At 35.8% G+C, this 26,204-nt stretch carries 17 protein-coding genes; 3 read left to right on the top strand and 14 right to left on the bottom strand.

Annotated elements, in window-relative coordinates:
* Positions 1–14 precede the first annotated feature (14 nt).
* From EKL96_RS01475 to uvrC, 11 genes are all read right to left on the bottom strand, one after another.
* Positions 15–449, bottom strand: a complete 435-nt coding sequence (locus tag EKL96_RS01475; RefSeq protein WP_126457626.1) for a hypothetical protein — start codon at positions 447–449, stop codon at positions 15–17.
* Between the two features lie 96 nt (positions 450–545).
* Complete coding sequence (locus EKL96_RS01480; RefSeq protein ID WP_126457627.1) at positions 546–3,839, bottom strand: TonB-dependent receptor; 3,294 nt, start codon at positions 3,837–3,839, stop codon at positions 546–548.
* A gap of 261 nt (positions 3,840–4,100) precedes the next feature.
* Positions 4,101–7,346, bottom strand: a complete 3,246-nt coding sequence (locus EKL96_RS01485; RefSeq protein ID WP_126457628.1) for a carboxypeptidase regulatory-like domain-containing protein — start codon at positions 7,344–7,346, stop codon at positions 4,101–4,103.
* Positions 7,347–7,725: 379 nt separating this feature from the next.
* Positions 7,726–9,369 carry a glucose-6-phosphate isomerase gene (gene pgi / locus EKL96_RS01490; RefSeq protein ID WP_126457629.1) on the bottom strand — a complete coding sequence of 548 codons (1,644 nt, stop codon included), beginning with the start codon at positions 9,367–9,369 and terminating at the stop codon, positions 7,726–7,728.
* A 180-nt stretch (positions 9,370–9,549) separates the two neighbouring features.
* The gene (locus tag EKL96_RS01495) at positions 9,550–10,770 is read right to left on the bottom strand and encodes a peptidoglycan DD-metalloendopeptidase family protein (RefSeq protein WP_126457630.1); all 1,221 of its coding nucleotides are present in this window, start codon (positions 10,768–10,770) and stop codon (positions 9,550–9,552) included.
* 22 nt (positions 10,771–10,792) lie between these two features.
* A complete protein-coding gene (locus EKL96_RS01500) occupies positions 10,793–11,728 on the bottom strand; it encodes a tryptophan 2,3-dioxygenase family protein (RefSeq protein WP_126457631.1) in 936 nt (311 codons plus the stop codon).
* Complete coding sequence (locus tag EKL96_RS01505) at positions 11,728–12,498, bottom strand: DUF3108 domain-containing protein (RefSeq protein WP_126457632.1); 771 nt, start codon at positions 12,496–12,498, stop codon at positions 11,728–11,730. Before EKL96_RS01505 ends, EKL96_RS01500 begins: the two co-directional genes overlap by 1 nt.
* A 292-nt stretch (positions 12,499–12,790) precedes the next feature.
* Positions 12,791–13,951: a 4-hydroxyphenylpyruvate dioxygenase gene (gene hppD / locus EKL96_RS01510; protein ID WP_126457633.1), complete on the bottom strand. Its 1,161-nt coding sequence runs from the start codon at positions 13,949–13,951 to the stop codon at positions 12,791–12,793.
* 195 nt (positions 13,952–14,146) lie between these two features.
* A complete protein-coding gene (locus tag EKL96_RS01515; protein WP_126457634.1) occupies positions 14,147–15,304 on the bottom strand; it encodes a homogentisate 1,2-dioxygenase in 1,158 nt (385 codons plus the stop codon).
* Positions 15,305–15,493: 189 nt separating this feature from the next.
* Entirely contained in the window at positions 15,494–17,692 is a 2,199-nt protein-coding gene (locus EKL96_RS01520) for a patatin-like phospholipase family protein (RefSeq protein WP_126457635.1), read from the bottom strand.
* Positions 17,693–17,766: 74 nt separating this feature from the next.
* Complete coding sequence (gene uvrC, locus EKL96_RS01525; RefSeq protein WP_126457636.1) at positions 17,767–19,566, bottom strand: excinuclease ABC subunit UvrC; 1,800 nt, start codon at positions 19,564–19,566, stop codon at positions 17,767–17,769.
* Positions 19,567–19,693: 127 nt separating this feature from the next.
* On the opposite strand from uvrC, the gene EKL96_RS01530 reads away from it, so the two are divergent.
* From EKL96_RS01530 to EKL96_RS01540, 3 genes are read left to right on the top strand one after another with little or no spacing between them, the layout of a single operon-like run.
* Entirely contained in the window at positions 19,694–20,656 is a 963-nt protein-coding gene (locus tag EKL96_RS01530; RefSeq protein ID WP_233579248.1) for a succinylglutamate desuccinylase/aspartoacylase family protein, read from the top strand.
* A 49-nt stretch (positions 20,657–20,705) separates the two neighbouring features.
* Entirely contained in the window at positions 20,706–21,269 is a 564-nt protein-coding gene (locus EKL96_RS01535; protein ID WP_126457637.1) for a 5-formyltetrahydrofolate cyclo-ligase, read from the top strand.
* A gap of 36 nt (positions 21,270–21,305) precedes the next feature.
* Positions 21,306–21,503 (top strand): hypothetical protein, encoded by a 198-nt coding sequence (locus EKL96_RS01540; protein ID WP_126457638.1) that lies wholly within the window; start codon positions 21,306–21,308, stop codon positions 21,501–21,503.
* A gap of 66 nt (positions 21,504–21,569) precedes the next feature.
* Here the strand turns inward: EKL96_RS01540 and EKL96_RS01545 are convergent, their stop codons facing one another.
* From EKL96_RS01545 to ileS, 3 genes are all read right to left on the bottom strand, one after another.
* The gene (locus EKL96_RS01545; RefSeq protein ID WP_126457639.1) at positions 21,570–22,169 is read right to left on the bottom strand and encodes a lipoprotein signal peptidase; all 600 of its coding nucleotides are present in this window, start codon (positions 22,167–22,169) and stop codon (positions 21,570–21,572) included.
* 85 nt (positions 22,170–22,254) lie between these two features.
* Positions 22,255–22,635, bottom strand: coding sequence for a TraR/DksA family transcriptional regulator (locus EKL96_RS01550; RefSeq protein WP_126457640.1), 381 nt, complete (start codon positions 22,633–22,635; stop codon positions 22,255–22,257).
* Positions 22,636–22,641: 6 nt separating this feature from the next.
* Positions 22,642–26,106: an isoleucine--tRNA ligase gene (gene ileS / locus EKL96_RS01555; RefSeq protein ID WP_126457641.1), complete on the bottom strand. Its 3,465-nt coding sequence runs from the start codon at positions 26,104–26,106 to the stop codon at positions 22,642–22,644.
* Positions 26,107–26,204: the final 98 nt, after the last annotated feature.

Here is a 26,204-nt window from a genome sequence, read left to right on the forward strand (position 1 = left end):
TTTCACGGTTTTTTTTAAAACCATATTTTCCATGGGATTCGGCTTAAAATAAGCACTAATCCTAAACCATAAAAAATAGAAAATGTTTTAAATTTAGATTCGCTTGTAGTTGCTTTTTTGTGTTTTGACCACCCAATAGTAATCAAGACAATTGCTATTATATTGATCAAAGGATGTTCTAAAGCCAACAATCGGCTTTCCGTTGTCAGCCCACCCATTCCAACGGCTTTTATCATATTCAAACCATTGGGAGACACAAAGTATAAAAGTACACCTACTACTAATTGAGTGTGTATTGCTATTAAGCCAAACAGCGCTATCTTTCTGTCTTTGGAAGTAAATTCTTTTTTAGAAAACATCCCTATCAAAGAATTAACCACAGCCACCACTAAAACTAAAAGTGCGAGATAAGCCCAGCCAGAATGAAATTTTTGAATAAAATCCTCCATAAATAATATTTTTGTTTTAACAAATATAAGCAAAAAAGGCATAAAAAAACCACGTTTTTCAACGTGGTTTTAAATATTCAAACACTTAAATTACTCCTACTTACCAAAAATGTATCTAAGTGTAAATTGTGCTTGCCAAACATCAAAAGTTGAAGCATTTTTTTGAAAAGTGTCTTTTATTAAAACTCGAGTTCCGTTAGCTTCTACTTGAGTCGCTAATTGATAAAAAGGAACATTCGTAGTCGTTGTTCTGTAGTTCAAAACATTTGTATTTGTAACTCGTTGTGTAACTCCCCAATCTTTATTAATGAAATTAGTAAAGTTCAGGATATCAGCTCTGAATTGAAAATTATTCTTTTTACCCGCAATTGTAATATAAAAATCTTGAGTTGCTGATAAATCTAATCTATGTAGCATAGGTAAAACTCCTCCATTTCTCTCTGCATACTGCCCTCTTCTAGTAGAAAGGTAATCATCTTGATTGATATAGGATTCGTAAGCTTGTTGTTGTTGCGCTTCAGTGTAGACTGTTGTCACAGTCCCATTTGTTACTGAAAGTGATTGAAAACGAATTTCATTTGCATTTTTAGGGACATAAATCAAGTCATTGTTATTTACTCTGTCACCATTCATATCACCCCCGTAAGAATAGGAAAACGGTCCGGATTGTTCTCCAATGTATCCTAAATTGATTGAAGTTGCCGCCCCTACATTTTTACCGTATTCAATTTTGTATCCTAAAATACCAACTAATCTATGTGGTGTATTATTGTTAGACAATGCTAAAGGTAAGTCGTTATTTCCATTTACAGATCTAGCGCCCGTCCACGAACCAGAAGCAATAGAACCCGGAGATAACAAATCATTAGCACTTGAATACGTGTATGCAAACGATCCCCATAGCCCTTTTTTGTATGGATACTCTAATTTAAAGGTTGAAGAATAAAAATATCCTTTGTCCGTGTTTGTTAAAACAACGGCACTGGAAACATTATCATTAACACGAACACCTGCATCGGTACGAGCATATCTTGGTCTGTTATCCGGACCGCTGAAAGTTCCAACTGGCGCATCAAAATTAGCATTATAATAATGTATCGCATTAATATTTCTTTGAAAAATCCCTTCTACTGTACCTACAAAACCAAAAGGAAGTTTTTGATCAACCGCTATATTAGTTTTCCAAACTTGCGGAAACTTAAATTTTTTATCGGTGAAAGCCAATTCAAAAGTAGTAGGAAGCGTTGGGGTATCCGGAATAAAATAATCATTTGGGTTTGGAGTAAAACCATACCCACCAGAAGCCAATGCAGTGCCACTTACATCAACAAAACCTGTAAGCACTCCATTATTACCAATTGCATTAGATAAATAAACTGAAGGTGCTCTTCCTGTAAAAACACCACTACCTCCACGAAGTTGCGTCGTTGCATCGCCATTTAAGTCTAAGTTAAAACCAACTCTTGGCTCCAACAAATACTGAGTTTCAGGCATTTCGCCAGTATTAAATCTTTCTCCTTGTCCGAAAGTTAAAGCAGTAACTGCAGGATTTTCAAGTGCTGTATCAGCAAACCATACTGCTGAGGCACGTAATCCTACTGTTAATTTGAATCTGTCACTCAGTTTCATTTCGTCTTGAGTATATAAATCTAATTTATTAGACTTAAATATTTGTAATGGTTCTTGAGCTCCCGGCAATGCAGAATATCTAAATTGGAAACGTGCAGGAAGTGCAGTTGTTGATGGCGCCCCTCCTGTGTTTGCAGATTGATTAGCGGCCGCATAAAAATCAGTTAATGAGTTAAAGATATAAACACCATTTGAACCTGAGAAGAACAAGTTACTTGATTTGAAATACTCAAAGTTAGTACCGAACAATAATGAATGTTTACCTATCGTTTTGGTCAAATTATTAGTAAAATGCAAAGTAGAATAGGAAAGTTTATTTCCCTGTGTAAATGGATCTAAACCAGCTGATATATAAGTGTTTGATCCATTCTTGATATCGATTGTTGGAAACAAACCACCGCCTTGTAATGCTCTATCTTCAATTTGTTTATCGTAACCTGCTATGAAGTTATTGTGCCAAGAATTACTTAATTTACTGTTTAATTCTAAAACTGCTGATCTAGTGTTATCTTGAATAACGTATCCGCTATTTTTGAAGGACATTGCAAGAGGGCTTGTTCTTCTATTACCATTCCCTAGTGAAAAAGAGTTAGACGTTAATTCGTCAGAACTTGAATCGTGGAATACATAACGAGCTGTCAATTGATGATTCTCATTGATATTCCAGTCCAGTCTGGCTAGGAATTTTTTGGAAATTCTTTCGGAATCATAGTTTTCCCAAGGTCCAGTTGTGTAATTAAATTTATCTTGTAAGAAAGTAGAAAGTGTTTGCATTTCAGTAAAAGTAGGTGCTGAAACCTGACCTCCTGCCTGTGGCGAACCTGTAGATGTCCAAGTAGTAGCCGGACTAATGTTCTCTATAGTTTCAACATTCCCAAAGAAAAATAATTTATCTTTAATGATTGGTGCTCCAATTCTGGCACCCCAAATTTTTTCTTCAAATTTTCCAGGCACTACTGTTCTTTCTCCTGCTTTACTTCCTATGAAGTCTTTTTTGTTGCTTCGGAATGAATTGTATATTGATCCTTCCACTTCATTGGTTCCACTTTTGGTAACCGCATTGATTCCAGAACCTAAAAACCCAGATTGACGTACATCATAAGGAGCAATATTTACCTGTAATTGTTCAATAGCATCTAAAGAGATAGCTGTAGAACCGGTTCTTCCTCCTGCTTGTGAATCACTACCTAAACCAAAACCATTATTGAATACCGATCCGTCAATAGTAAAATTGTTTAATCTTGAATCCTGTCCACCAAAAGTACCGTTACTACCTGCATTGGCATTGTACTTGGTAATAGCATTTATGGAACGTGCTCCTGTTACTGGCACAGCTGTGATTTCTCTGTTAGAAAATTGTTGAGATGCTCCAGTTCTTCCTTTATTGAAAGTCCCTTTTGATTTAGTAGAAACAATTACTTCATTCAAAGCATTTGATTCTTCTTCTACAACAATATTTACAGTTAGATTATTCCCCAAAGGAGCATTAATTTCTGTAATTTGAGTTGTTTTGTAACCCACATAAGTCACTTTTACGGTGTACGGACCACCTGGTCTAAGTCCCTGAACCGCATAGCCTCCATTAGCACTTGTGGTAGAGAAATACTTTGTGCCTGTAGGCATGTGGACAACCTCAACTGAAGCTCCCGGAAGAGTCTCTCCAGCATTTGATTTAACAGTACCAGACATAGCAGAACTAGTAACCTGCGAATGCGCTATAACTGATAGAAAAATAATCAAAATAAAAATAATTTTTTTCATTTTTGTTTTTTTTGTTTAGTTTATTAAGTTTGGCAAAACTATAACATTAATTTCCTAAAAAGTTAACATAGTGTTAAGAATATTGTACTTTAAAACATTTTTTTTGACTGCAAACATTTTTTATGTTTTTTAGAACAAAACCATAGTTTTGATTTTATCTTGTTCCTGTTTGTTCTTTATAAAAAGCTACAAAAGTATTTTTTTGTCATAAAAAAACCCTCATTCCAAATTGAAATGAGGGTTTTTTTATTTTTTGCTAAACTAGTTGAACGTATAACGAACACCAGTCTGCATTTGCCATCTTGATGAGTTAAGACCTACATCATCAACTTGGTTAACATTATTCCCTACAGCAGGGTTATATCTAAAAGTTGGTGTAGTACCATTAGCTAGGAATCCAACTTGTTGAAGCAATTGCACTTGGTCGAAGCTAGTGAAATATCGTTTACCCCAATTTTTATTTAAAAGATTGGTAAAGTTGAAAATATCAGCAGTGAATTCTAAAGTGTGTTTCTTATTCCCTACATTGATAGTAAATTCTTGAGCAAATTTCAAATCGACAACATGAGTCGTTTTTAAACGATCTCCGTTACGCTCCGCATATCCACCTTTTCTGCTTCTTAAATACTCATTTCCTTCAATGAAAGCACTAAGTGCATCCCATTGTTGATCAGCAGTCAAACCATTAGTTGTGCTAACTAAATTAATTTCAGATCTTGCAGCAGGAACATAAATCAATGCTGAATTAGAGAATGTATCTTTTAACAAATTTCCAAAATCATTATAAACATAACTAATTGGAGTTCCTTGTGCCCCTTCGTAGAAGAAACCGATTCTTGATTTTGTGAATTTACTCCATTTTAGAGTAACGTTCCCATTTGAAATAATTCTTACGCCTTGATCAAAATCAGATCTTGACAAGGTTGGGAAGTTAGCTCCATTAACGGTTTCAGTATTATTCCACTGAGAACTGTTTTGAGATGAGGTTGCATCCAATAGAACGGTAGACTTACCATAAGAATACGTACCAGAAATATTACCGTCAATAAATGGTGATCTAAAGTTTTTAGTTAACGTGAAAGACACATTATAAGCTTTTCCTTCATCTGTATTAGAGGCTAAATAGATCCCTAAATACTTGCTGTCCACTCTATTGTTTGCGTTATAAGTAGGTCTTGTATCTGCTCCAGTTAAATTACTTGTCGATGCTTTGACATTCAAATTTTCATACTTTATAGCACTGATATTGTCATTATAAGTAATTTCAGATGTAAATACGAAGCCTAATGGTAATTTTTGATCTACTGCAAAACTTGCTTTAAACACCTGTGGTAATTTAAAATCTTTTGCAAAAATATCAATGTTACCACCTCTACTACCCGAACCCGGTCTAGGAAAAGACGCAGGAAGCGGCGCTATTTGACTATCAACACTTGGATTAGGGTTAAATACTGGCATTTGAGTATTAGTTGTTCCTGTAATTTGAATTGCACCTTGAGTAACTCCATTATTATTGTATGTTCCACCTGGCCATACTAGCGGTAATCTAGAAGTAAATACTCCAAATCCACCTCTAATTTGAGTCAATTTGGCACCGTTTACATCATAATTAAAACCCAAACGCGGTGCAAAATGAGCATAATTAGATATCCCTTGACCTACTCTGGCATCTTTCAAGTTTTTACCGGCTGCTTGTAATAAACCAACCGTTCTAACATTAAAATCATTATTTACTAAACCATCTTCCCATACTGGCATATCAACTCTTACTCCGTAAGAAAGTTTGAAATTTTCAGTCAATCTCATGTCATTTTGAACATACAAACCAAATTGTTTTGTTCCAAACTCAGCTGCTCCTAATGACTCATCTCCACTACCACCGATTAAAGAATAGTTTAATAAAAATCTATTTGGTCTTTTATCTCCCAAGAAATCAGCTAAATTATCGTACCGATAGGCACCAAAATTGTTACCAAAGAATACGTTTTTAGATTGTGAAAATTCATTATGTGTCCCAATCGTGATTTTATTTCTTCCAAGATTTATCTCGAAATTATCAGAAATTGTCAATGTTTGTTGGTCTAACAAGTTCGCTGTTGAAAAGGCTTCAGCACCAAAGAAAATATTACCAGCACCATCTCTAATTTGCACTGTAGGAAACGGACTGCCTGAAGCGTCTCTATCATCAACCACTTTAGTGTAAGCTACAACAAGGTTATTAGAGAATTTGTTACTAAATCTTGAATTTAATTCTAAGGCTGTTGAAGTTGTTCTTGAATTGAACAATTGGCTTCCGTTGATAAAACTAATTGCAGTTGCAGAGGAGCGACTTGGAGCGAAATTCTCCGCATCAACAATACTATGTTTCAAAGATAATTTATGATTGTCACTGATGTTCCAGTCTAACTTAGCAATAATTTTATCACTCTTAAGTGTTCTGACATTATTATTATAAGAACCTGGATCATATCCAAAACCTGCTAATTTTGCAGTTAAGGCCGCTATATTTGCTAATGTAGAACTTCCTGTATAAGTGCCAAATTCAAACGGTTGTGGTGTCTCATTGTTTTGTTTTTCATAATTGATAAAATAAAACAATTTGTCTTTTACAATTGATCCACCTGCACGAACTCCGTACGTTTGCGCAGAAAAATCAGCTAACTTTTGTCTTCCGTTTGCACCTGCCAATGAAGGGGGCGTTTTAGCAGAAATAGACTCATCTCTATTGAAAAAATAGGCAGATCCTTCAAAATCATTGGTTCCTGACTTAGTAATTGCACTAATTGCTCCACCAGCAAAACCTGAAAGTTTCACATCATAGGGAGCTACACTTACTTGAAATTGCTCAATTGCATCCACAGAGATTGGACTTACACCTGTTTGTCCTCCGTTAGTTCCATTAGCAGCTAGCCCGAAAACATCATTACTTACAGCTCCATCGATGTAAATCGCATTGAATCTGTTATTTTGACCACCAATAGATAATTGATCATCTCCCCTTATTTGAGCTTGAGGTGTTAATCGTGCAAAATCAGAAATATTTCTGGATAAGGAAGGTAATGAATTGATTTTATCAGAATTAATTACTGTTTGCGCTCCTGTTCTTTGAGAATTAAACGTATTGTCTCTTGCGCTTCTAACTACTACTTCTTTCAATTGATTTGACTCTTCAGCCAAAGCAATTTTAAAGGTTTTATTTTCTCCTAATTGAAGATAAATTTCGTTTTCTTCATGGTTTCTGAAACCTACATAAGTGATAGTAATTTTGTAAGGTCCCCCTACTCTCATGTTTGAAATACTAAAATTACCAGTCCCATCTGTAGATGCAGTGTAACGGGAACCTGAAGGAGTATGTACTGCAAGAATAGATGCCCCTGGTAAAGTTTGAGAATCGTTATCATAAACATTTCCGCTTACAGAGGAATTTGTATTTCCCTGTGCGTAAAGGTTAGGATTAGCGCAAAATAATAACGCTAATGCAAAAAACAACTTTAAAAATTTTTTCATATTGTCTAGTTTATTAATATTTGGCAAAAATATAACATTTTTGCTTTAATAAGTTAACATAACGTTAAGAATATCGTTTCTTTTAAACAGAATTTTTATCTCAAACCAATAATCTCGCTTTTTTTAATTAAAAAAAAAGAAATTATTCAATTAAAATCATTTTATATTAAATTATCCACACCAAATTACCAATTGCAAATACTAAAAAAAATAACACAAATTTAAAAAAAGTACTCTGCCAGAATTACTTAAATACTAAAAAGCCCTGAATTAGCTAAAATCAAGGCTTTTAGTGTTTTATACCTCCATCAAAAACAGAGCAGTAATCAACCTTAAATGAAAATTGATACGATCATAAAAATCAGTAGCTTATTTGCTCCTATTTATTCTTCAAAAAATGATTCAATAAAAAAGTGGTAGATCCGTCATGTGTTTGAACCGTTTTTGTATTAATTTCTTCCAAGATAGAATTTGCCAATTGTTTTCCTAATTCAACTCCCCACTGGTCAAAACTAAAAATATTCCAGATCACTCCTTGTACAAAAATCTTGTGCTCATACAAGGCTATCAAAGAACCCAAGGTTTCGGGTGTCAGTTTTTGGATTAAAATAGTGTTTGTAGGCTTGTTACCTGTAAAAACTTTAAATGGCAAAAGGAATTTTGCTTTATCAGCTGAAATTCCTTGTGTATCAAATTCAGCTTGTACTTGTTCTTCTGATTTCCCATGCATTAATGCTTCTGTTTGTGCAAAAAAGTTAGACATTAGTTTATCATGATGATCATTGTCGCCGTATAGAGGAGTTACAAATCCAATAAAATCTGCAGGTATCAGTTTTGTCCCTTGGTGAATTAACTGAAAAAAGGCATGTTGCGCATTCGTTCCTGGCTCTCCCCAAATGATCGTCCCCGTTTGGTAATTGACCGGTTTCCCGTCCCGACCCACACTTTTACCATTGCTTTCCATTGTTCCTTGTTGCAAGTAGGGTGCTAATTTTTGTAAGTATTGCGTGTACGGAATCAAAGCTTCACTTTCGGCACCAAAAAAATTGTTGTACCAAATACTCAATAACGCTAACGTAACCGGCATGTTTTGGTCAAAATCGGCAGTTTTGAAATGCTCGTCCATCTCATTGGCTCCTTTTAGCAAGCCGTCAAAATTATCGTACCCAACGGCTAAACTTATCGTAAGTCCAACGGCACTCCACAAAGAGAATCTCCCTCCAACCCAATCCCACATAGGGAATACGTTGTCTGGGTTTATCCCAAACGCTGTTACTTTTTGAATATTGGTAGAAACGGCAACAAAATGCTTGGCCACATCTTCTTGAGTAGCCGATTTTAAAAACCATTTTCTGATGGTTTCAGAGTTGGTTAATGTTTCTTGAGTTGTAAATGTTTTGGAAACAACCACAAAAAGCGTTGTTTCTGGATTTAGTTTTTTTATGATTTCATTTACATGATCCCCATCCACATTAGAAACAAAATGAACATTTAAATGATTTTTATAAAATTGCAATGCCTCAACAACCATAACAGGCCCTAAATCCGAGCCTCCAATGCCTATATTGACCACATCCGTGAACGGTTTCCCTGTAAAACCTGTTCTTTTGCCGGAAATTACTTCATTGGTAAATAATTTAATTTTACTTTTTACTTCATTAATTTCAGTAAGTACATTACTTCCATCAACATTTATTATTGCTGATTTTTTGGCACGCAATGCGGTGTGAAGTACTGCTCTATTTTCGGTTTGATTAATTATTGCACCATTAAAATAATCAGCAATAGCACTTTTAAGTCCTACTTCATCTGCTAGTTGTAATAACAACTGAAGTGTTTCTTGATTAATAATATTTTTTGAATAATCAATTAAAAAATCATTCCATTTCAAATTGAATTTTTTTGTTCTGGATTCGTCCAATTGAAATAATTCCTGAATCGACGCTTTTTGCATTTCGCTGTAATGCTTTTCAAGTTTTTTCCAAGCGCTTGTTTCGGTTGGATTTGTGGTATTTAAAGCCATTTATTGTGTATTTTGTAGTATTATTTTAATAGGGTAAAAATAGTGAAATTAGTTTTAATGAAAAATGGTTTTGCATTATATTAAACTATAGTAATATAACAAGATTTCAGTGTTTTTTGGGACTAACACTAAGCAACTCGTCTTTTTTGAAAAAAATTGTGATGATTTTACAAATGTTATTTACAGGTTAGCCACACTATCCAGTTCGAATTTCAAGGGCGTTATTTGTGTCAAAAACCGACTTTTATTAGCGCCATTCATCGGCTCACCACTAGGCAATTTAAGTCTTAATGCATCTACTTGTCTTCCGTTTTTCCAAAATCGATAACAAACATGTGGCCCTGTTGCCAAACCTGTGCTTCCTACTAAACCGATAACCTGTCCCTGACTGACCCGTTGTCCGCGTCTCACGAGTATTTTTGACATGTGCAAATATTGTGTCGAGTAGGTCCCGTTATGTTTAACTTTTACAAAATTCCCGTTTCCGGCAGTAAAACCACTTTGCTCCACAACGCCGCTTGCCGTAGTGGTTATAGGTGTGCCATGAGGCGCCGCATAATCCGTTCCTTTATGTGCTTTCCATCTGTGCTGAACCGGATGAAATCTACTGTTTGAAAATCTTGACGAAATTCTACTGAATTTTATTGGAGACTTAAGAAAGAAATTTTTTAGTGTTTTCCCTTCTTCATTATAATATTGAATTTTATCTGAATTGGGGTTCTGCGCAAAAGGAAACGCGTAAATAATTTTTCCTCCGTATTCAAAAAAAGAAGCTTCCAGTTCTTCGACTCCGTCATAAACGGAATCATTTATAAAGCGCTCTGTAAACGTTATCGCAAAACGATCTCCTTTTTTGAGTTTCATGAAATCAATTGAATAGGCGTAAATTTTAGCTATTTTATTCGCTAGAGCCCCTTCAATCTTAGCATTGTCTAAAGTTTCCGACAATGATTCTTTCAAAACTCCACCAATGGTGCGTCGCCTAATTGTAATTGGTTTGGTTTTTTTATAAACAACTACCGCTGTGTCCCGCATATCAATCACGTAATAACTCAGCGCATCGGGTTGATAAATAAAAGCCTGTAAATTATGTTTTTTATCCTTGGACCTCAACAACGTAAAAGGCCTGTTGATTCTAATACTTCTTACATCAAACGAATCTCTCACTTTAGCAATAATATCATATACTTTTCGTTCCCCAATATTCTGATTTTGAATAATAGTTCCAAAAGTATCTCCCCTTTCTATAGTATCATTAACGATATTAAAATCAGCAAGAACAAACCCAAACTCACTCTTTTTAGGAACAAGTTTCACTACTTTTTCCGGCACAACTTCCTTCATTTTATTACATGATACTAAAGAAAAAAGTGCTATTATAATTATAAATATTTGTTTCAAATCTTGTTTTTTTTTATTCAATCTACATTTCTACTCCCCAATTTTCTAATTCGTGGCTACTCCATAATTCCGGGAAGAAAATTCTTCTTTGATATTTTGGATGCATGTATTTTTTCCAGTCACTCCCGCCAGTAGCTTCTCCATCGCCTTTTCCACTTTGATCAATATATTTTTTTGCTGTATTAAGGTGTTGCATTACCCAAGTAATATTTACCGTATGGTCATAATGACGCATGGCTTGAATTAGTTCTGGATTTTTTTGATCTGATTCCGGTAATTGTTTGAATTTTTGCCAAATATTAATGGTGTTGTATTCCTCCATGTGGGCTAAGAATTCCTTCTTATATTTTTTTTCAAACTCCTCCAGTAAAAATGATTTTTTACCGCTGTGATACTCTTTTCCGGCTGCTTGCCAATACAAATGTTCCAGTGCAAACTCATACGTTGTATTCCGGTCAATGGTATCTCTATAACGGTAATCAATCAGATTTATTAGGTCTGTTGATGAAAATTCTATCAAGCGGTATTGCGCACTTTGAAAGCCGCTGGCCGGAGTTAGTGTATTTCTAAATTTCATGTATTGCTCCACTTCCATTCCATTTCCCATAATATCAAAAGAGGTGGTTAACATGTCAAAATAACGGCTGATTCGCATTAATCGTTCCGTGAAAAATACTGTATTAATGCTTTCACAATAGGAAATTTGCCGCATCTCCCAGAGAATCATTTTAAATATCAATTCATTAACCTGGTGATACATGATAAAAACCATTTCGTCCGGAAGCGTCGTTCTCTGAATTTGAAGATTCAACAGGGCATCTGTCTGAATATAATCCCAATAGGTGATTGGCTTAGACCATAATACTCCTTCGAGCTGTGTTTCTGTTTTTTGATTTATCGCATCATATTTAAGCTCAATTTCTTTTAAAATAGCTTCTGAATTGTCTTTAGTACTCATTATTTTTTTGTTTTAAAAGGATTTTTCAATCCTCTGTATCCCTCAATATCTGCCTTGATTGACCCTACTGCCAGACTGGCTTTTATCCTCAGCGGTACTTTATTGTCATCGTCCGAAATCCAGACAGTAAGACTTTCTTTCTCTTTGAAAACGCGTCCTGATTGTACCAAAGGTCTAAAAATCATAGCTGAAACAACGCCAAATTTAGTGGTAATATTTTCTCGTCCAATAAACTTTAGCTTGAATTTAGTAGTTTCATCATCAAAAAACATATCGATTGCCACTGATTCTCCAATTTTTAATTTATCGATACTAGGATAGTTTCTTAAATAATAAAAGGCCGATAGAATATCCTGAGTATTTTTTGGAATGTAAAGTGTTTTTTCGGTTTTATGTTTATAATCTTTTACAACAACTCTGTTTGTAGATTGGTCAAAAAACCCTTCTTGATTTTTAGTATAGCCGCCTTCATCAATTTTTCGAACAAACTGGTACGGATTTCCTGTTTCCTTATCAATGTAGCTTTCGTATAAATCATCTACTTTAAAGAAAAAACGAGACATCCCCGTGGTGTATCCTTTACCAACAACATGAAACGTTTTTTTGTTGTTTAAAATGGCCTCTTTTACTTCCAGCGTGGCATAACCGGCATTGACTATTCCATAGTGTATCCTGAATTTGAACCACTCACCCACTCCGTAAGCATCTTCCTGAGGAGAATCAAAGCTTACTGTTATAATCAACACAAAGAATAAGAATAGTTTTTTCATCACTTAATTTGTCTGTTTATTGACTCTATTAGCAAATTTTGTTCCAAATATATCAAAACAAAAAAACTCAGTCAAATAATGACTGAGTTTTTATGCTATTAACTAACCAAAAAACTATAAACTATGAAATTTATATGAAATCAGGAAGGAAACCACCCCTTCCCTTTTTGCGAGTGCAAAGGTAGTTAACAAATCCACTTTTTTTTGTTAAAAAAAAAGTTTAACACAACATTTACAAAAAAACATGTTGTTTATTAGTTATTTTTTCACAATATGTAAAAATAATGCTTTTTTACAACGTTCCTCGCAATTCCTGTTCTCGCTCAATTGATTCAAATAGCGCTTTAAAGTTCCCCGCTCCAAAACCTTTGGCTCCCATTCTTTGTATAATTTCAAAAAACAAGGTTGGCCTGTCTTGCACCGGTTTTGTGAAAATTTGCAACAAATATCCTTCTTCATCGGCATCTACCATGATGGCTAGTTTCTCGATTTCGTTTAAATCTTCTTTCATCATTTTCATGTGATCTCCCAATCGCTCCGGAATGGCTTCATAATAGGTATGTGGAGGAGCGGACAAAAATTCAATTCCTCTTGCTTTGAGTTGCGATACTGTTTTGATAATATCGTCCGTTGCTATTGCGATATGCTGAATTCCAGGACCACCATAAAAATCCAGGTATTCCTCAATTTGCGATTTCTTCTTTCCTTCGGCAGGTTCGTTGATTGGAAATTTGATTCTTCCGTTTCCGTTTGACATTACCTTACTCATCAATGCTGAATATTCCGTATTGATTTGTTTGTCATCAAAAGAAAGGAAATTTACAAATCCCATCACGTCTTCATAAAACTTAACCCAAGTATTCATTTCGTTCCAACCCACATTTCCTACCATGTGGTCAATGTATTTTAATCCTGTTGGTTCCGGATTATACTCGGATTTCCATTCCTTATAACCAGGAAGGAAAACACCATTATAGTTTTTGCGCTCTACAAAAATATGTACCGTTTCTCCGTAAGTGTAAATTCCGGAACGTACTACTTCTCCAAATTCGTCTTTCTCTACCGTAGGCTCCATAAAAGAGCGCGCACCACGTTTCATGGTTTCTTCGTACGCACTGGTGGCATCTTCTACCCATAGCGCTGCAACTTTCACGCCGTCTCCATGTTTTCTTAAATGTTCGTGTATTGGAGAATCTTGTGTTAATGGCGTAGTTAATACAATGCGGATTTTATCTTGTTTTAACACATACGACGTTCTGTCTCGCACTCCGGTTTCTAATCCTGCATACGCCAAAGACTGATACCCAAAAGCCGTTTTATAATAATGTGCGGATTGTTTTGCATTTCCTACGTAGAATTCTACATAATCGGTTCCTAATAACGGAAGGAAATCTTGTGCTCCTTCAAATATTTTTTCGAGTCCGTATTCTACTGATTTTACTTCTTTGCTCATTGTGATTTATTTTTTGATTCGGCATCTCTAGTTTTGGAACGCGGTTGACGCGGATAAAACAGATGTACACGGATGTATTAATTTAAAATTATGTTGTTGTTTACTCTAAAGCCCTAGCCCTGATGGAAACGGCATCCTTTTTCTGGCTTCTTTAGCCAGGAAAAGATAAAGCGTACAGCAGGAAATAGCTTCTAATTACTCGACCCAAGATTTGTAATATTGACCGTCGTCCAATCCCATCGCTTCTTCGGTGACCATTAAGGGACGAAAGGTATCAACCATAACCGCTAATTCGTGGGTTTCTGTATGACCAATGCTGCGTTCCATAGCACCTGGCGCCGGTCCGTGAGGAATCCCTTTTGGATGTAGTGTAATGTGACCTTGCTCTATATTGTTGCGACTCATGAAATCCCCATCTACATAATACAAAACCTCATCACTATCTATATTACTGTGATTGTAAGGCGCAGGAATGGATTTTGGATGGTAATCGTACAATCGCGGACAGAACGAACAAACAACAAAAGTTGAAGTTTCAAAAGTCTGATGCACTGGTGGTGGCTGGTGTACCCGACCTGTTATAGGTTCGAAATTATGAATACTAAATCCGTATGGAAAATTATAACCGTCCCAACCTACTACATCAAAGGGATGTGTGGCATAAACGAATTCATGCATCATTCCTTCTTTCTTGATTTTTATTAGAAAATCACCTTTTTCATCGTGCGTTTCTAATTCTGTTGGCAAAATAAAGTCGCGCTCGCAAAATGGCGAATGTTCTAGATGTTGACCTGATTCATTTTTATAGCGTTTTGGCGTGTAAAAAGGAGCAAATGATTCGACGTAAAACAATCTATTTTCCGAAGTTTCAAAATCAATTTGGTAAATCATTCCACGTGGAATAATCAAGTAATCTCCATATTCGAAAGAAATATTTCCCATCATGGTGCGCAATTTTCCTTTCCCTTTATGAATGAAAATCATTTCATCAGCATCGGCGTTTTTATAGAAATATCTGCGTAAGGATTGTCTTGGTGCGGCTAATCCTATAATACAATCTTTATTGATCAACATGGCTTTACGGCTGTCCAGAAAATCGTCCTCCGGCTTTAACTCAAAACCTTTTAAAAGTAATGATTTGATGTTTTTTCCAATGGCAATTTTTGGTTCTACTGAATAGGATTTTAAAATTTCCTTTACCTGTGTTGGTCTGTGAACATGATATAACAAGGACGAATTACCGTGAAAACCTTCCGTTCCAAAAAGCTGTTCGTAATACAAATCACCTGTAGGCTTTTCAAATTGAGTATGTCTTTTTTGGGGAAATTTCCCCAATTTATGGTATAAAGGCATGATTTTTTTGCTTAAAAGTTAAAGTTTAAAAGCTTATCGTTTTATCGAAATAAACTTATTTAATTAAATCAAAAAAAATACAATCTATTCCGGACTCCTCTTAATGAGGAATTGCAGATATCCTAACAAACCGTTCCAAATTGTTTTCATAATAACAAATATCGGAATTAAAATTCAAATAAATTACAATTAAAACATAAACCCGATGCTAAACCATGTAAATCCTTTAGGCTGTTCCGGGGACCAGGAATATTTTATTTCTATAGGTCCAATGACTGTTTCTAAACCATATCCTACGGCATAGCCAGAATATTTTGGAATTGAAACCCAATCCACGGTCTCAAAAATCCGATCTCCAATATTAGCAAAATTTGCCGAAAAATTGATGTGGTTTTTTTTATAAAACTCATAATCTATCGTTCCTGTTGATTTTATATAACTATTAGCGGCCACACTTAAATAATCGTATCCATATAAATATTTGAAATTATTAAGCGGATTATATCCATATCCTCCTAAAATAAAATTAAAAAAAGCAACGCTTTCCTGACCAAAAGAAAACCCGGCATCGGTTTGGAATTTTACTGTAGCGTTCTTAAATAAAGTTGCGGCTACACCAAAATCTGCTTTAGCAATAGAAAACGGTTGAAAATCGCCCGTGTAATTGGACGAAAGCAAATAGGTTTGAATATCACCAGTAAAATACCATCCTTTTTTAGGAAAATATTTATTATCAAAAGAATCAAATTTCATGTAGCCAAAAAGACTGAAGTAATTACTGTTGTCAATTATTGGATCTACATTGGCGAGTGTTTCTGATTTTATTTTTAAATATTTGAGTTCGACTCCGCCTCCTATCAGAAATTTTTGAACAAATAAAGACTGGAAATATGCTTGATTTGTCAAGTCCGTAAAATCTACATTAATCGAATTTATATCCGGATTATTAAACGTTGTACTGCTTATTTCTTTGGCTACATTCCTGTTAAATTGGTTGTAATAAGATTTAAAACCAAAACTCAAATTAAATCTATTTTCAATGTAATAATCTAAATTGTATCTAATATTATCTCCTAAAACTATATCCAGAGAGGCTATATCATTTTTAAAAAGTGTTTTTTTACGGGTCAAATTTACCAAAACGCCACTTTTGAATAAATTATCATAATGCAGGCCAAATTTTAAATAGGTTTTTGTTGAATTCTCTTCTAAATTTATGTTCAGGTCTACACCCCCTTTATTAGGTTCCAATGAATATGAGATAGAGCTGAAATTTTTGGTTGCATTGATATTATTAATGCCTTTTAATAAATCATCATAGCACGTTTTTACTCCGGGCTTAAATCTTAGCTTCCCTATGACATACTCTTTCGTGTAATTCTTTAATTCATTGCTGTTTATTGCTCTTATTTGAAGACTGTCTGACAGTAGTTTTAACTTGGGCTTCGTGTAGGGATTGGACGCATCAACAAGTTGTTTGAGTTGCTCATAAATCCCAAATGTTGCCTCTTCCCCTTTTCTTATTATTTCCTTTCCCTTGTCAAATGAGATCACACCATATTGTGTAACGTCTGGTCTAATGTAAATATCAGTATCCGTTACATTTTTTTTCATTCGCTCTATAGATTGAAGATTGGTGATTTGAACTAAAATTTTAGTAGCATCCTTGAGTTCTGTTCGGTCTAATAAATCATTTTGAACATCAACTCCTATAATGATATCCGCACCTAATTTTCGCACCTCTTCAATGGGATAATTATTAACAACGCCGCCATCTACCAGGATTTTTCCATCAATTTCCACCGGAGAAAATAAGGAGGGAAATGCGGAACTGGCAATCATGGCTTGTGCCAGATTCCCTTTGTTCAATACCACTTGCTCTCCCGTTTCAATATTAGTTCCAATACATAAAAAAGGAATTGGAAGCTGGTTAAAATCCTTTATGTGTCTTACGTTTCTGGTAATTCTGCTCAATAAATTATAATTGTAGATCCCTTTAGACAAAGCTTCTGGAATTCCTATTTTGAATTTGTCAAACGGCAAAACCAATGCATACAATTCGTCGTTTCTTTTTTCATAAAAATTCTTGGAAGACCTGGGGATAAAATCATTTATTAATTCATTGAAATCGGTCGCTTGAAAAATAGAATCGATCTGGTTTGCATTGTAACCTGAAGCATACAACCCTCCAATAACTGCACCCATACTGGTTCCGCCTATGTAATCAATCTTGACACCCGCTTCTTCTAACACCTTAAGGACTCCTATATGAGCAAATCCTTTTGCACCACCACCGCTTAAAACCAATCCTACTTTGGGTCTTTTTTGCTCCTGCGAAAACACCATCAAACTAGTAAAAACAAGAAATATTAGTGCAATTTTCTTCATAAGCAGCAATTTGGCAGTACTAAAACTGGACGCGATTGGGTATTATTTGTCCAAGTTTAGATACTCTAGATTAATCATTGATTTGTTGCCTTGTAAAATTCGGTAATTTTTTTGGCTTTAGACACACCTATAACGTCCGAAATTTCTTTTTCTGTTGCTAATTTCAATCTTTTAACACTTTTGAAGTGTTGGATCAAGGTCAGCATCGTTTTTTCGCCAATACCGGGAATGGATTCTATCGAAGAATTCAGTGCTGCTTTACTCCTTTTATCCCGGTGATGCGTTATCCCAAAACGGTGCGCTTCGTTGCGTAATTGCTGGATTACTTTAAGGGTTTCTGATTTTTTATCTAAATATAACGGAATAGAATCACCCGGATAAAAAAGTTCTTCGAGCCTTTTGGCAATGCCAATTATGGCTATTTTTCCGCGAAGACCCAATTCGTCAAGACTCTTCAGCGCTGATGACAATTGCCCTTTTCCACCGTCAATAATTATTAAATTCGGTAACGGTTCCTTTTCGTCCAGCAATCGTTTGTACCTTCTATAAACCACTTCGGTCATTGAAGCAAAATCATCCGGTCCTTCGACTGTTTTTATATTAAAATGGCGGTAGTCTTTTTTGCTGGGTTTTCCATCTTTAAAAACCACACAAGCCGCTACAGGATTTGTTCCTTGAATATTCGAGTTGTCAAAACATTCAATATGTCTTGGCTCTACAGGCAATCGCAAATCTTTTTGCATTTGTGCCATAATCCTTTTTGTATGACGGTCTGGATCTACAATTTGCAGTTGTTTGAGTTGTTCAATTCGGTAAAACTTAGCGTTGCGAATGGATAAATCCAAAATTTGCTTTTTATCTCCCAATTGCGGAACAGTTACTTTTATATTCTCCCCTAAATCAACGGGAAACGGTACGATTATTTCACGCGACAGCAATTGAAAACGTTCCCGCAGTTCAATAATTGCTAATTCCAGTAATTCTTCATCGGTTTCGTCAAGTTTCTTTTTGATTTCCATCGTGTGTGAACGAATAATCGAACCGTGCGAAATTTGTAGAAAATTTACGTACGCCGCACTTTCATCCGATACAATCGAAAAGACATCAATATTCGTAATTTTTGGATTTACAATCGTGGAACGCGACTGGTAATTCTCCAACACTTCGATTTTCTCTTTTATTTTTTGTGCTTCTTCAAAATGCATGTCGGCGGCCAGATTGGTCATCACCCGCTTGAAATCCTTCATGCTTTCCTTGAAATTCCCTTTCAGGATTTCACGAATCGCATCCACTTGCTTTTGATAATTTTCTAAAGTTTCTAATCCTTCGCAAGGCCCCATACAATTACCAATATGATACTCAAGACACACCTTGAATTTTCCACTTTCGATATTGCTTTTACTCAAATCATAATTGCAAGTTCTAAGCGGATACAACTCTTTGATCAGTTCTAAAATAGTACTTACGGTCTTGAAACTAGTATACGGCCCAAAATATTCCGACCCGTCTTTGACCATTCTCCGAGTCGCAAATATGCGCGAAAAAGGTTCTTTCTTGATGCACAACCACGGATAACTTTTATCATCCCGCAATAACACATTGTAGCGCGGCTGCAAGGTTTTTATTAGGTTATTTTCTAGTAAAAGGGCATCGGTTTCCGTAGGAACCACAATGTGTCTTATGGTCACGATCTTCTTAACGAGCACATTGGTTTTGGCCGTGTCATGAATTTTATTGAAATACGAAGAAACTCTTTTTTTTAAATTTTTGGCTTTGCCTACATACAAAATTTTCCCTTCCTTGTCGTAATATTGGTATACGCCTGGATTATCAGGTAAGGTTTGGATTTGGAGTTCAAGTGAAGGAAGTAGCATTTTAGATTGATTCTTTTTAATTTAATTTTGCACTTCAAAAATACAAATAACATTTTTCAAAAGCGAAAAATGACGCACTTCTTATTTCTTCCCGAATAATTTTCTAAATTTAGCCTTTAAACTTTCTATGAATCTACGAGAACCTAAAAACATAACGATCTTAAAAGAGCCCATCTTACCGGGAGACAGCAAAACCATCAATATGGAAATTGCAAAACTCCATACCATGACCAAACTGAAAATTCCAATAATTGTGGAACGGTCAAAAATAAACGGGCCAACCGTATTATTCACCGCGGGGCTTCATGGAGATGAAATTAACGGAATCGAAATTGTACGCCAGCTGATTGTACAAAAAATCAATAAACCAAAAACAGGAACCATTATCTGTATTCCCGTGATTAATGTCTTTGGATTCGTGAATCAATCCCGAGAATTTCCAGACAAACGGGACTTAAACCGGGTATTCCCTGGCAGTAAAACGGGCTCACTTGCAAGCCGGTTTGCGTATAATTTACTTAAAGAAATTATTCCACATGTAGATTATGTAATTGATTTTCATTCCGGTGGCGCCAGTCGCTTCAATGCCCCACAAATTCGTATTGTTCCTAATAATCCAGAACTGAAAGCCTTGTCGGATATTTTTAGCACCTCTTTTACGATGTTTTCAAAAAACATTCCGGGAACTTTTAGAAATTCATGTAACAAATTGGGGGTAAAAATGCTGCTGTTTGAAGGCGGAAAATCCATTGACATAGATGAAGCGGTCACACAGGAAGGAGTTGAAGGTTCTAAACGAATATTGCATCATCTGGCGATGTTAAATGCAAAGAAAAAAACCATCATTCCTGAAAAAGAAACGATTTATATAGAAAAATCCGTCTGGGTCAGAGCCAAATACTCCGGGATGTTTCACGGTTATACTAAAATTGGCAATTACGTAACCAAAGGACAACTCTTAGGCTCTATTTCTGATCCCTACGGAAAGGTTGAACACAAAGTAAAAGCACCCAATTCAGGTTATATTTTTAATGTAAATGATGCGCCCATCGTATACCAGGGTGATGCCATCTACCATCTTTCTCTTTAAATACGAGTATACAATCCATACTTTTGCATCCGGTTCAAAATAATAAAACATGAATAAAACAGCCTTACGGAAAAAATACAAAGCCTTACGGAACTTCCTTTCCGAAAATGAAATCGAGGAAAAGAGTTTGGCTGTAGCCAATAAAACACTCACACTTCCTCTTTGGGAGAAAACCTATTTTCATATTTTCCTTCCCATAACAGAACAAAAGGAAGTCAATACAGAATTTATTCTTCACATATTATCCGGAAAAGACAAAGAGATTATTGTTTCCAAAGCTGATTTTGCCACCCGAAAGATGACGCATTTTCTTTTGACTGATAATACCCGAATCAAAAAAAATAAATATAACATTCCCGAACCGGTAGATGGTATTGAAGTTCCTTCTACTAAAATCGATGTGATTTTTGTTCCGCTTTTGGCTTTCGACAAAAAAGGACATCGGGTGGGTTACGGCAAAGGATTTTATGACAAATTTTTATCAGAGTGCAAACCGGATGCAATCAAAATTGGACTTTCTTTCTTCGAACCCGAAGAATTGATTACCGATATTTTTGAAGGCGATATACAACTGGATTACTGTGTGACTCCGAATCAAGTTTATAAATTTTAATCCGTACTTTTGTAACTGATACAATCCACTTAACTTATGAGAACATTCAAAAATTCAAGATTTGCCGTAAGCGTTATGGTCATCCTTTTTGCAGTTTCCTTTTCAAGCTGCAGTATTCACACTGGAACCAGCAGATCATCCTATAAAGCTAAAAAACTACCTCCAGGTCAAGCAAAAAAAATATATGGAGGGAAAAGCGCTAAACAATATGCCCCCGGACACAATAAAAATTAATACAAACAAAAAAGACTTGCTCAAATCAGGAACAGGTCTTTTTGTATGTTATAAAAAACGTCGAATCTATTCGTGATGAAAAGCTTTTTTGTTGAAAAAAATCAAGATTCCAACTCCTGTCGAAATAGCCATATCTGCAATATTGAAAATTGCATTGAAAAAAGTAAATTCTTTTCCACCCCAAATTGGCAACCAACTAGGTAAATTTCCGTGCCAAAAAGGAAAATAAAACATATCTACCACTTTTCCGTGAAACCAGGTTCCATACGGTTGATCCGAGAATAAAGTAGCCACTTCTTGCTGACTATCATCAAAAATAATTCCGTAAAAAACAGAATCGATGATGTTCCCAAAAGCACCTGCCAAAATCAATGAGATGGCAACAATTAGATAGTTAGAACTATTTTTTCTTTCTATAGAATCCCATAGCCAGTACCCAATTCCGCCTACAGCAACCAATCTAAAAAGGGTTAAAAATAATTTTCCGTAAACCCCCGGAATTACTGTTCCCCATGCCATTCCCTCATTTTCAATGAAAAGGATTTTGAACCATTTGAATACTTCGACTTCTTCCCCTAAGATAAAATTAGTTTTGATGTAGATTTTAGTGACTTGATCAACAAGCAGTAAAATAAAAATAAGGAGATACGCTTTTCGTAATGACATTTTATAAATTTTAATGGCGCAAAAATAGCAATTTAATCAAAAAAAACGCTCCCAATGGAGCGTTAAATATTGTTTAACTAGTAGTTTATCGTTGCAGGTTCTTTGCTTCAATACTCATTGTAGCGTGAGGGACAATTTTCAATCTTTCTTTCCCGATTAATTTACCGAAGACTTTACACACTCCGTACGTTTTATTTTCGACACGGAAAAGGGCATTTTTCAAATCCCGAATAAACTTTTCCTGACGAATTGCCAGTTGAGAGTTTGCTTCTTTAGACATCGTTTCGCTTCCTTCTTCAAAGGCTTTAAAAGTTGGCGAAGTATCGTCAGTTCCGTTATTTAAATCATTCATGTACGCACTTTTTATCAGATCTAAATCAGCCTGTGCTTTTTTAATTTTCCCAAGGATTATCTCTTTGAATTCTGCTAAATCAGTATCAGAATATCTTGTGATTTCATCTGTCATCTTATATTATTTTGAAATTAATATCATTGTTTTTATTTCATCAAATGTTATTTCCGTACCGTTTGTTATTTCATCTACAAATACCAATTCACTGGTCAGTGTTTCTGATTTTATATAGGCTTCATTTTCTAAAATTGCCTGCTCTAAAAGTCCGTTTCTCTTCAGTTGCACTTTAATTTTATCCGTAACTTCAAATCCGGAATCTTTACGAATATTCTGAATTCTGTTTACTAATTCTCTGGCAATTCCCTCTTGTTTTAATGCTGATGAAATTGTAATGTCCAGCGCAACCGTTATTCCGTTAGCGTTTGCTACCAACCAGCCTTCAATATCCTGTGAGGTAATTTCGACATCTTCTTGTGTTAAAATTACGGTATTTCCTGCAATAACAATACTTAGGCTTCCATCCTTATCCAATTGACTGATCTGTGCCGCAGAAAACCCTTGTATTTCCCTAGAAATCAACCCCATATCCTTTCCAAAACGGGGTCCAAGTGCCTTAAAATTAGGCTTGATTTGTTTCACCAAAACACCGGATGCATCATCCAAAAGTACGATTTCCTTCACGTTTACCTCTGCTTTTATCAGGTCAGAAACAGCTTCAATTTCGGCTCTTTGATTGTCGTCAAGCACCGGAATCATTACCTTTTGCAACGGCTGACGCACCTTGATCATTTCCTTTTTTCGGAGTGATAAAACCAATGATGAAATGGTTTGTGCTTTCTGCATTTTGCTCTCCAACATTTTATTAACATAGTTTTCAACCGAAATTGGAAACTCGGCCAAATGTACGCTGTCATATTTTTCCGACTGTGTTGCTACAGTTAAGTCTCTGTAAAGTTTGTCCATGAAGAACGGAGCGATTGGCGCACCAAGTTTACTTATGGTTAACAAACACGTATATAAAGTTTGATATGCCGCGATTTTGTCTTGTGCATATTCCCCTTTCCAGAAGCGTCTTCTGCACAAACGAACGTACCAGTTACTCAAATTTTCCTGAACAAATTCAGAGATTGCGCGAGCCGCTTTCGTTGGCTCATAATCTGCATAATAGGTATCTACATCTTTTATCAAGGTATTCAATTCAGAGATAATCCATTGGTCAATTTCCGGTCTTTCGCTTAATGGAATCTCTGCTTCTTCATATTTGAAACCATCAATATTAGCATACAAACTAAAAAACGAATACGTGTTGTACAAGGTTCCAAAGAATTTTCTACGTACCTCAGCGATTCCTTCTAAGTCGAATTTCAAATTATCCCAAGGATTTGCATTCGAAATCATATACCAACGCGTCGCATCTGGACCGTATTCTTTTAATGTTTCAAATGGATCTGCGGCATTGCCCAGACGTTTAGACATTTTTTGTCCGTTTTTGTCTAAAACCAATCCGTTAGAAACTACATTTTTATAGGCAACTTTATCAAAAACTAATGTCCCAATGGCATGTAAAGTATAAAACCAACCACGCGTTTGATCCACTCCTTCAGCAATGAAATCAGCAGGAAAATCCTTATTTGCGTCTATTTTATCTTTGTTTTCAAAAGGGTAATGCCATTGCGCATAAGGCATGGAACCAGAATCGAACCAAACATCAATCAAATCAGCTTCACGTGTCATTGCCTTTCCAGAAGCAGAAACCAAGGTGATTTCGTCGACTACATTTTTATGCAAATCAACTAAATCGTAATTGGATTCAGCCATATTTCCAATTTCAAAACCTTTAAAAGGATTTTCTTTTTGAAAACCTGCAGCGATAGATTTTTCAATTTCGTTGTATAATTCTTCAACAGAACCAATTAAGATTTCCTCTTGTTTATCTTCAGTTCTCCAAATTGGCAATGGAATTCCCCAGAATCTGGATCGCGATAAATTCCAGTCATTGGCATTTTTTATCCAGTTTCCAAAACGTCCTTCTCCAGTCGATTTTGGCTTCCAGTTAATCGTTTCGTTCAGTTCGAACATTCTGTCTCTAACCTCCGTGATTTTTATGAACCAGGAATCCAATGGATAATATAAAATCGGCTTATCGGTTCTCCAGCAATGCGGATAACTGTGGACATATTTCTCTACTTTGAAGGCTTTGTTTTCTTCTTTTAATCGAATGGCAATTTCAACATCTACGGAACGCTCTGGCGCCTCGCCATCGTTATAATACTCATTTTTCACATATTTACCAGCATATTCGCCCACATGTGAGGTGAATTTTCCTTGTAAATCTACTAATGGAACCGGAGTTCCATTTTCATCCAGCACCAACATCGGCGGGATTTCTGGCGTAGCTTCTTTTGCTACTCTTGCATCATCAGCACCAAAAGTAGGTGAGGTATGTACAATTCCTGTTCCATCTTCGGTAGTTACAAAATCTCCTGAAATTACTCTAAAAGCATTTTCAGCATTTTGATACGGAAGCACCAATGGCATTAGTTGTTCGTACCGAATATCAACTAAATCAGCTCCTTTGCATTCTGCTAAAACCTGAAACGGAATTTTCTTGTCGACTTCTTTGAAATTTTCAAAATCAGCAGGTTCTGTACTTTCAAAGAACCCTTTCCCGAATTGTTTTGCAACTAATTTTTTAGCCAAAATCAATGTTGCCGGACGAAATGTATATTGATTGAATGTTTTTACTAAAGCATATTCAATTTTTAGACCTACAGTCAAAGCGGTATTACTTGGCAATGTCCAAGGCGTTGTCGTCCAAGCGAGGAAATAAAAATCCCCAGCCCAGCCCTCCCCTTTGGGGAGGGAGTCGAGTCCGAAAGCCTTTGATACCGAATTTTCAGTTTCAGCTCCCTCTCCTTTGGAGAGGGTTGGGGAGAGGACTTTAAATTGTGCCACAACAGTCGTATCCGTTACATCACGATAACTTCCTGGTTGGTTGACTTCATGAGATGACAATCCTGTCCCTGCTTTTGGGGAATAAGGCTGAATGGTGTAGCCTTTGTACATCAAGTCCTTGTTGTAGATTTGTTTCAAAATCCACCAAACCGTTTCCATATATTTGGATTTATAGGTCACATACGGATCTTCCATATCAACCCAATAGCCCATTTTTTCGGTCAAATCGTTCCATACGTCTGTATAACGCATTACGGTTTTTTTGCACGCTTCGTTGTATTCTTCGATGGAAATGGTTTTTCCAATATCTTCTTTGGTGATTCCCAATTCTTTTTCGGTTCCTAATTCCACCGGCAAGCCATGCGTATCCCAGCCGGCTTTACGCTTTACCTGGAACCCTTTTTGAGTTTTATATCTGCAAAAAATATCTTTAATGGCGCGTGCCATTACGTGGTGAATTCCCGGTAATCCATTTGCCGAAGGCGGCCCTTCAAAAAACACGAATGGGGTGTTTCCTTCACGAGTGGTTACACTTTTCTCGAATATGTTTTCCTTCTTCCAAAAATCAAGTACCTCTGACGCTACAGTTGGTAAGTCAAGTCCTTTGTATTCAGTAAATTTTGTGCTCATTTTATCCTTTTCTAAATCGAGGTGCGAAAGTAAGGAATAGTTATGAATTATGAGTTATGAGTTACGAGTTTTTGCGTGAGGGATGGAAGAGGAAATCC

The organism is Flavobacterium sp. LS1R10 (genome assembly GCF_003968825.1).
Classification (GTDB): domain Bacteria; phylum Bacteroidota; class Bacteroidia; order Flavobacteriales; family Flavobacteriaceae; genus Flavobacterium.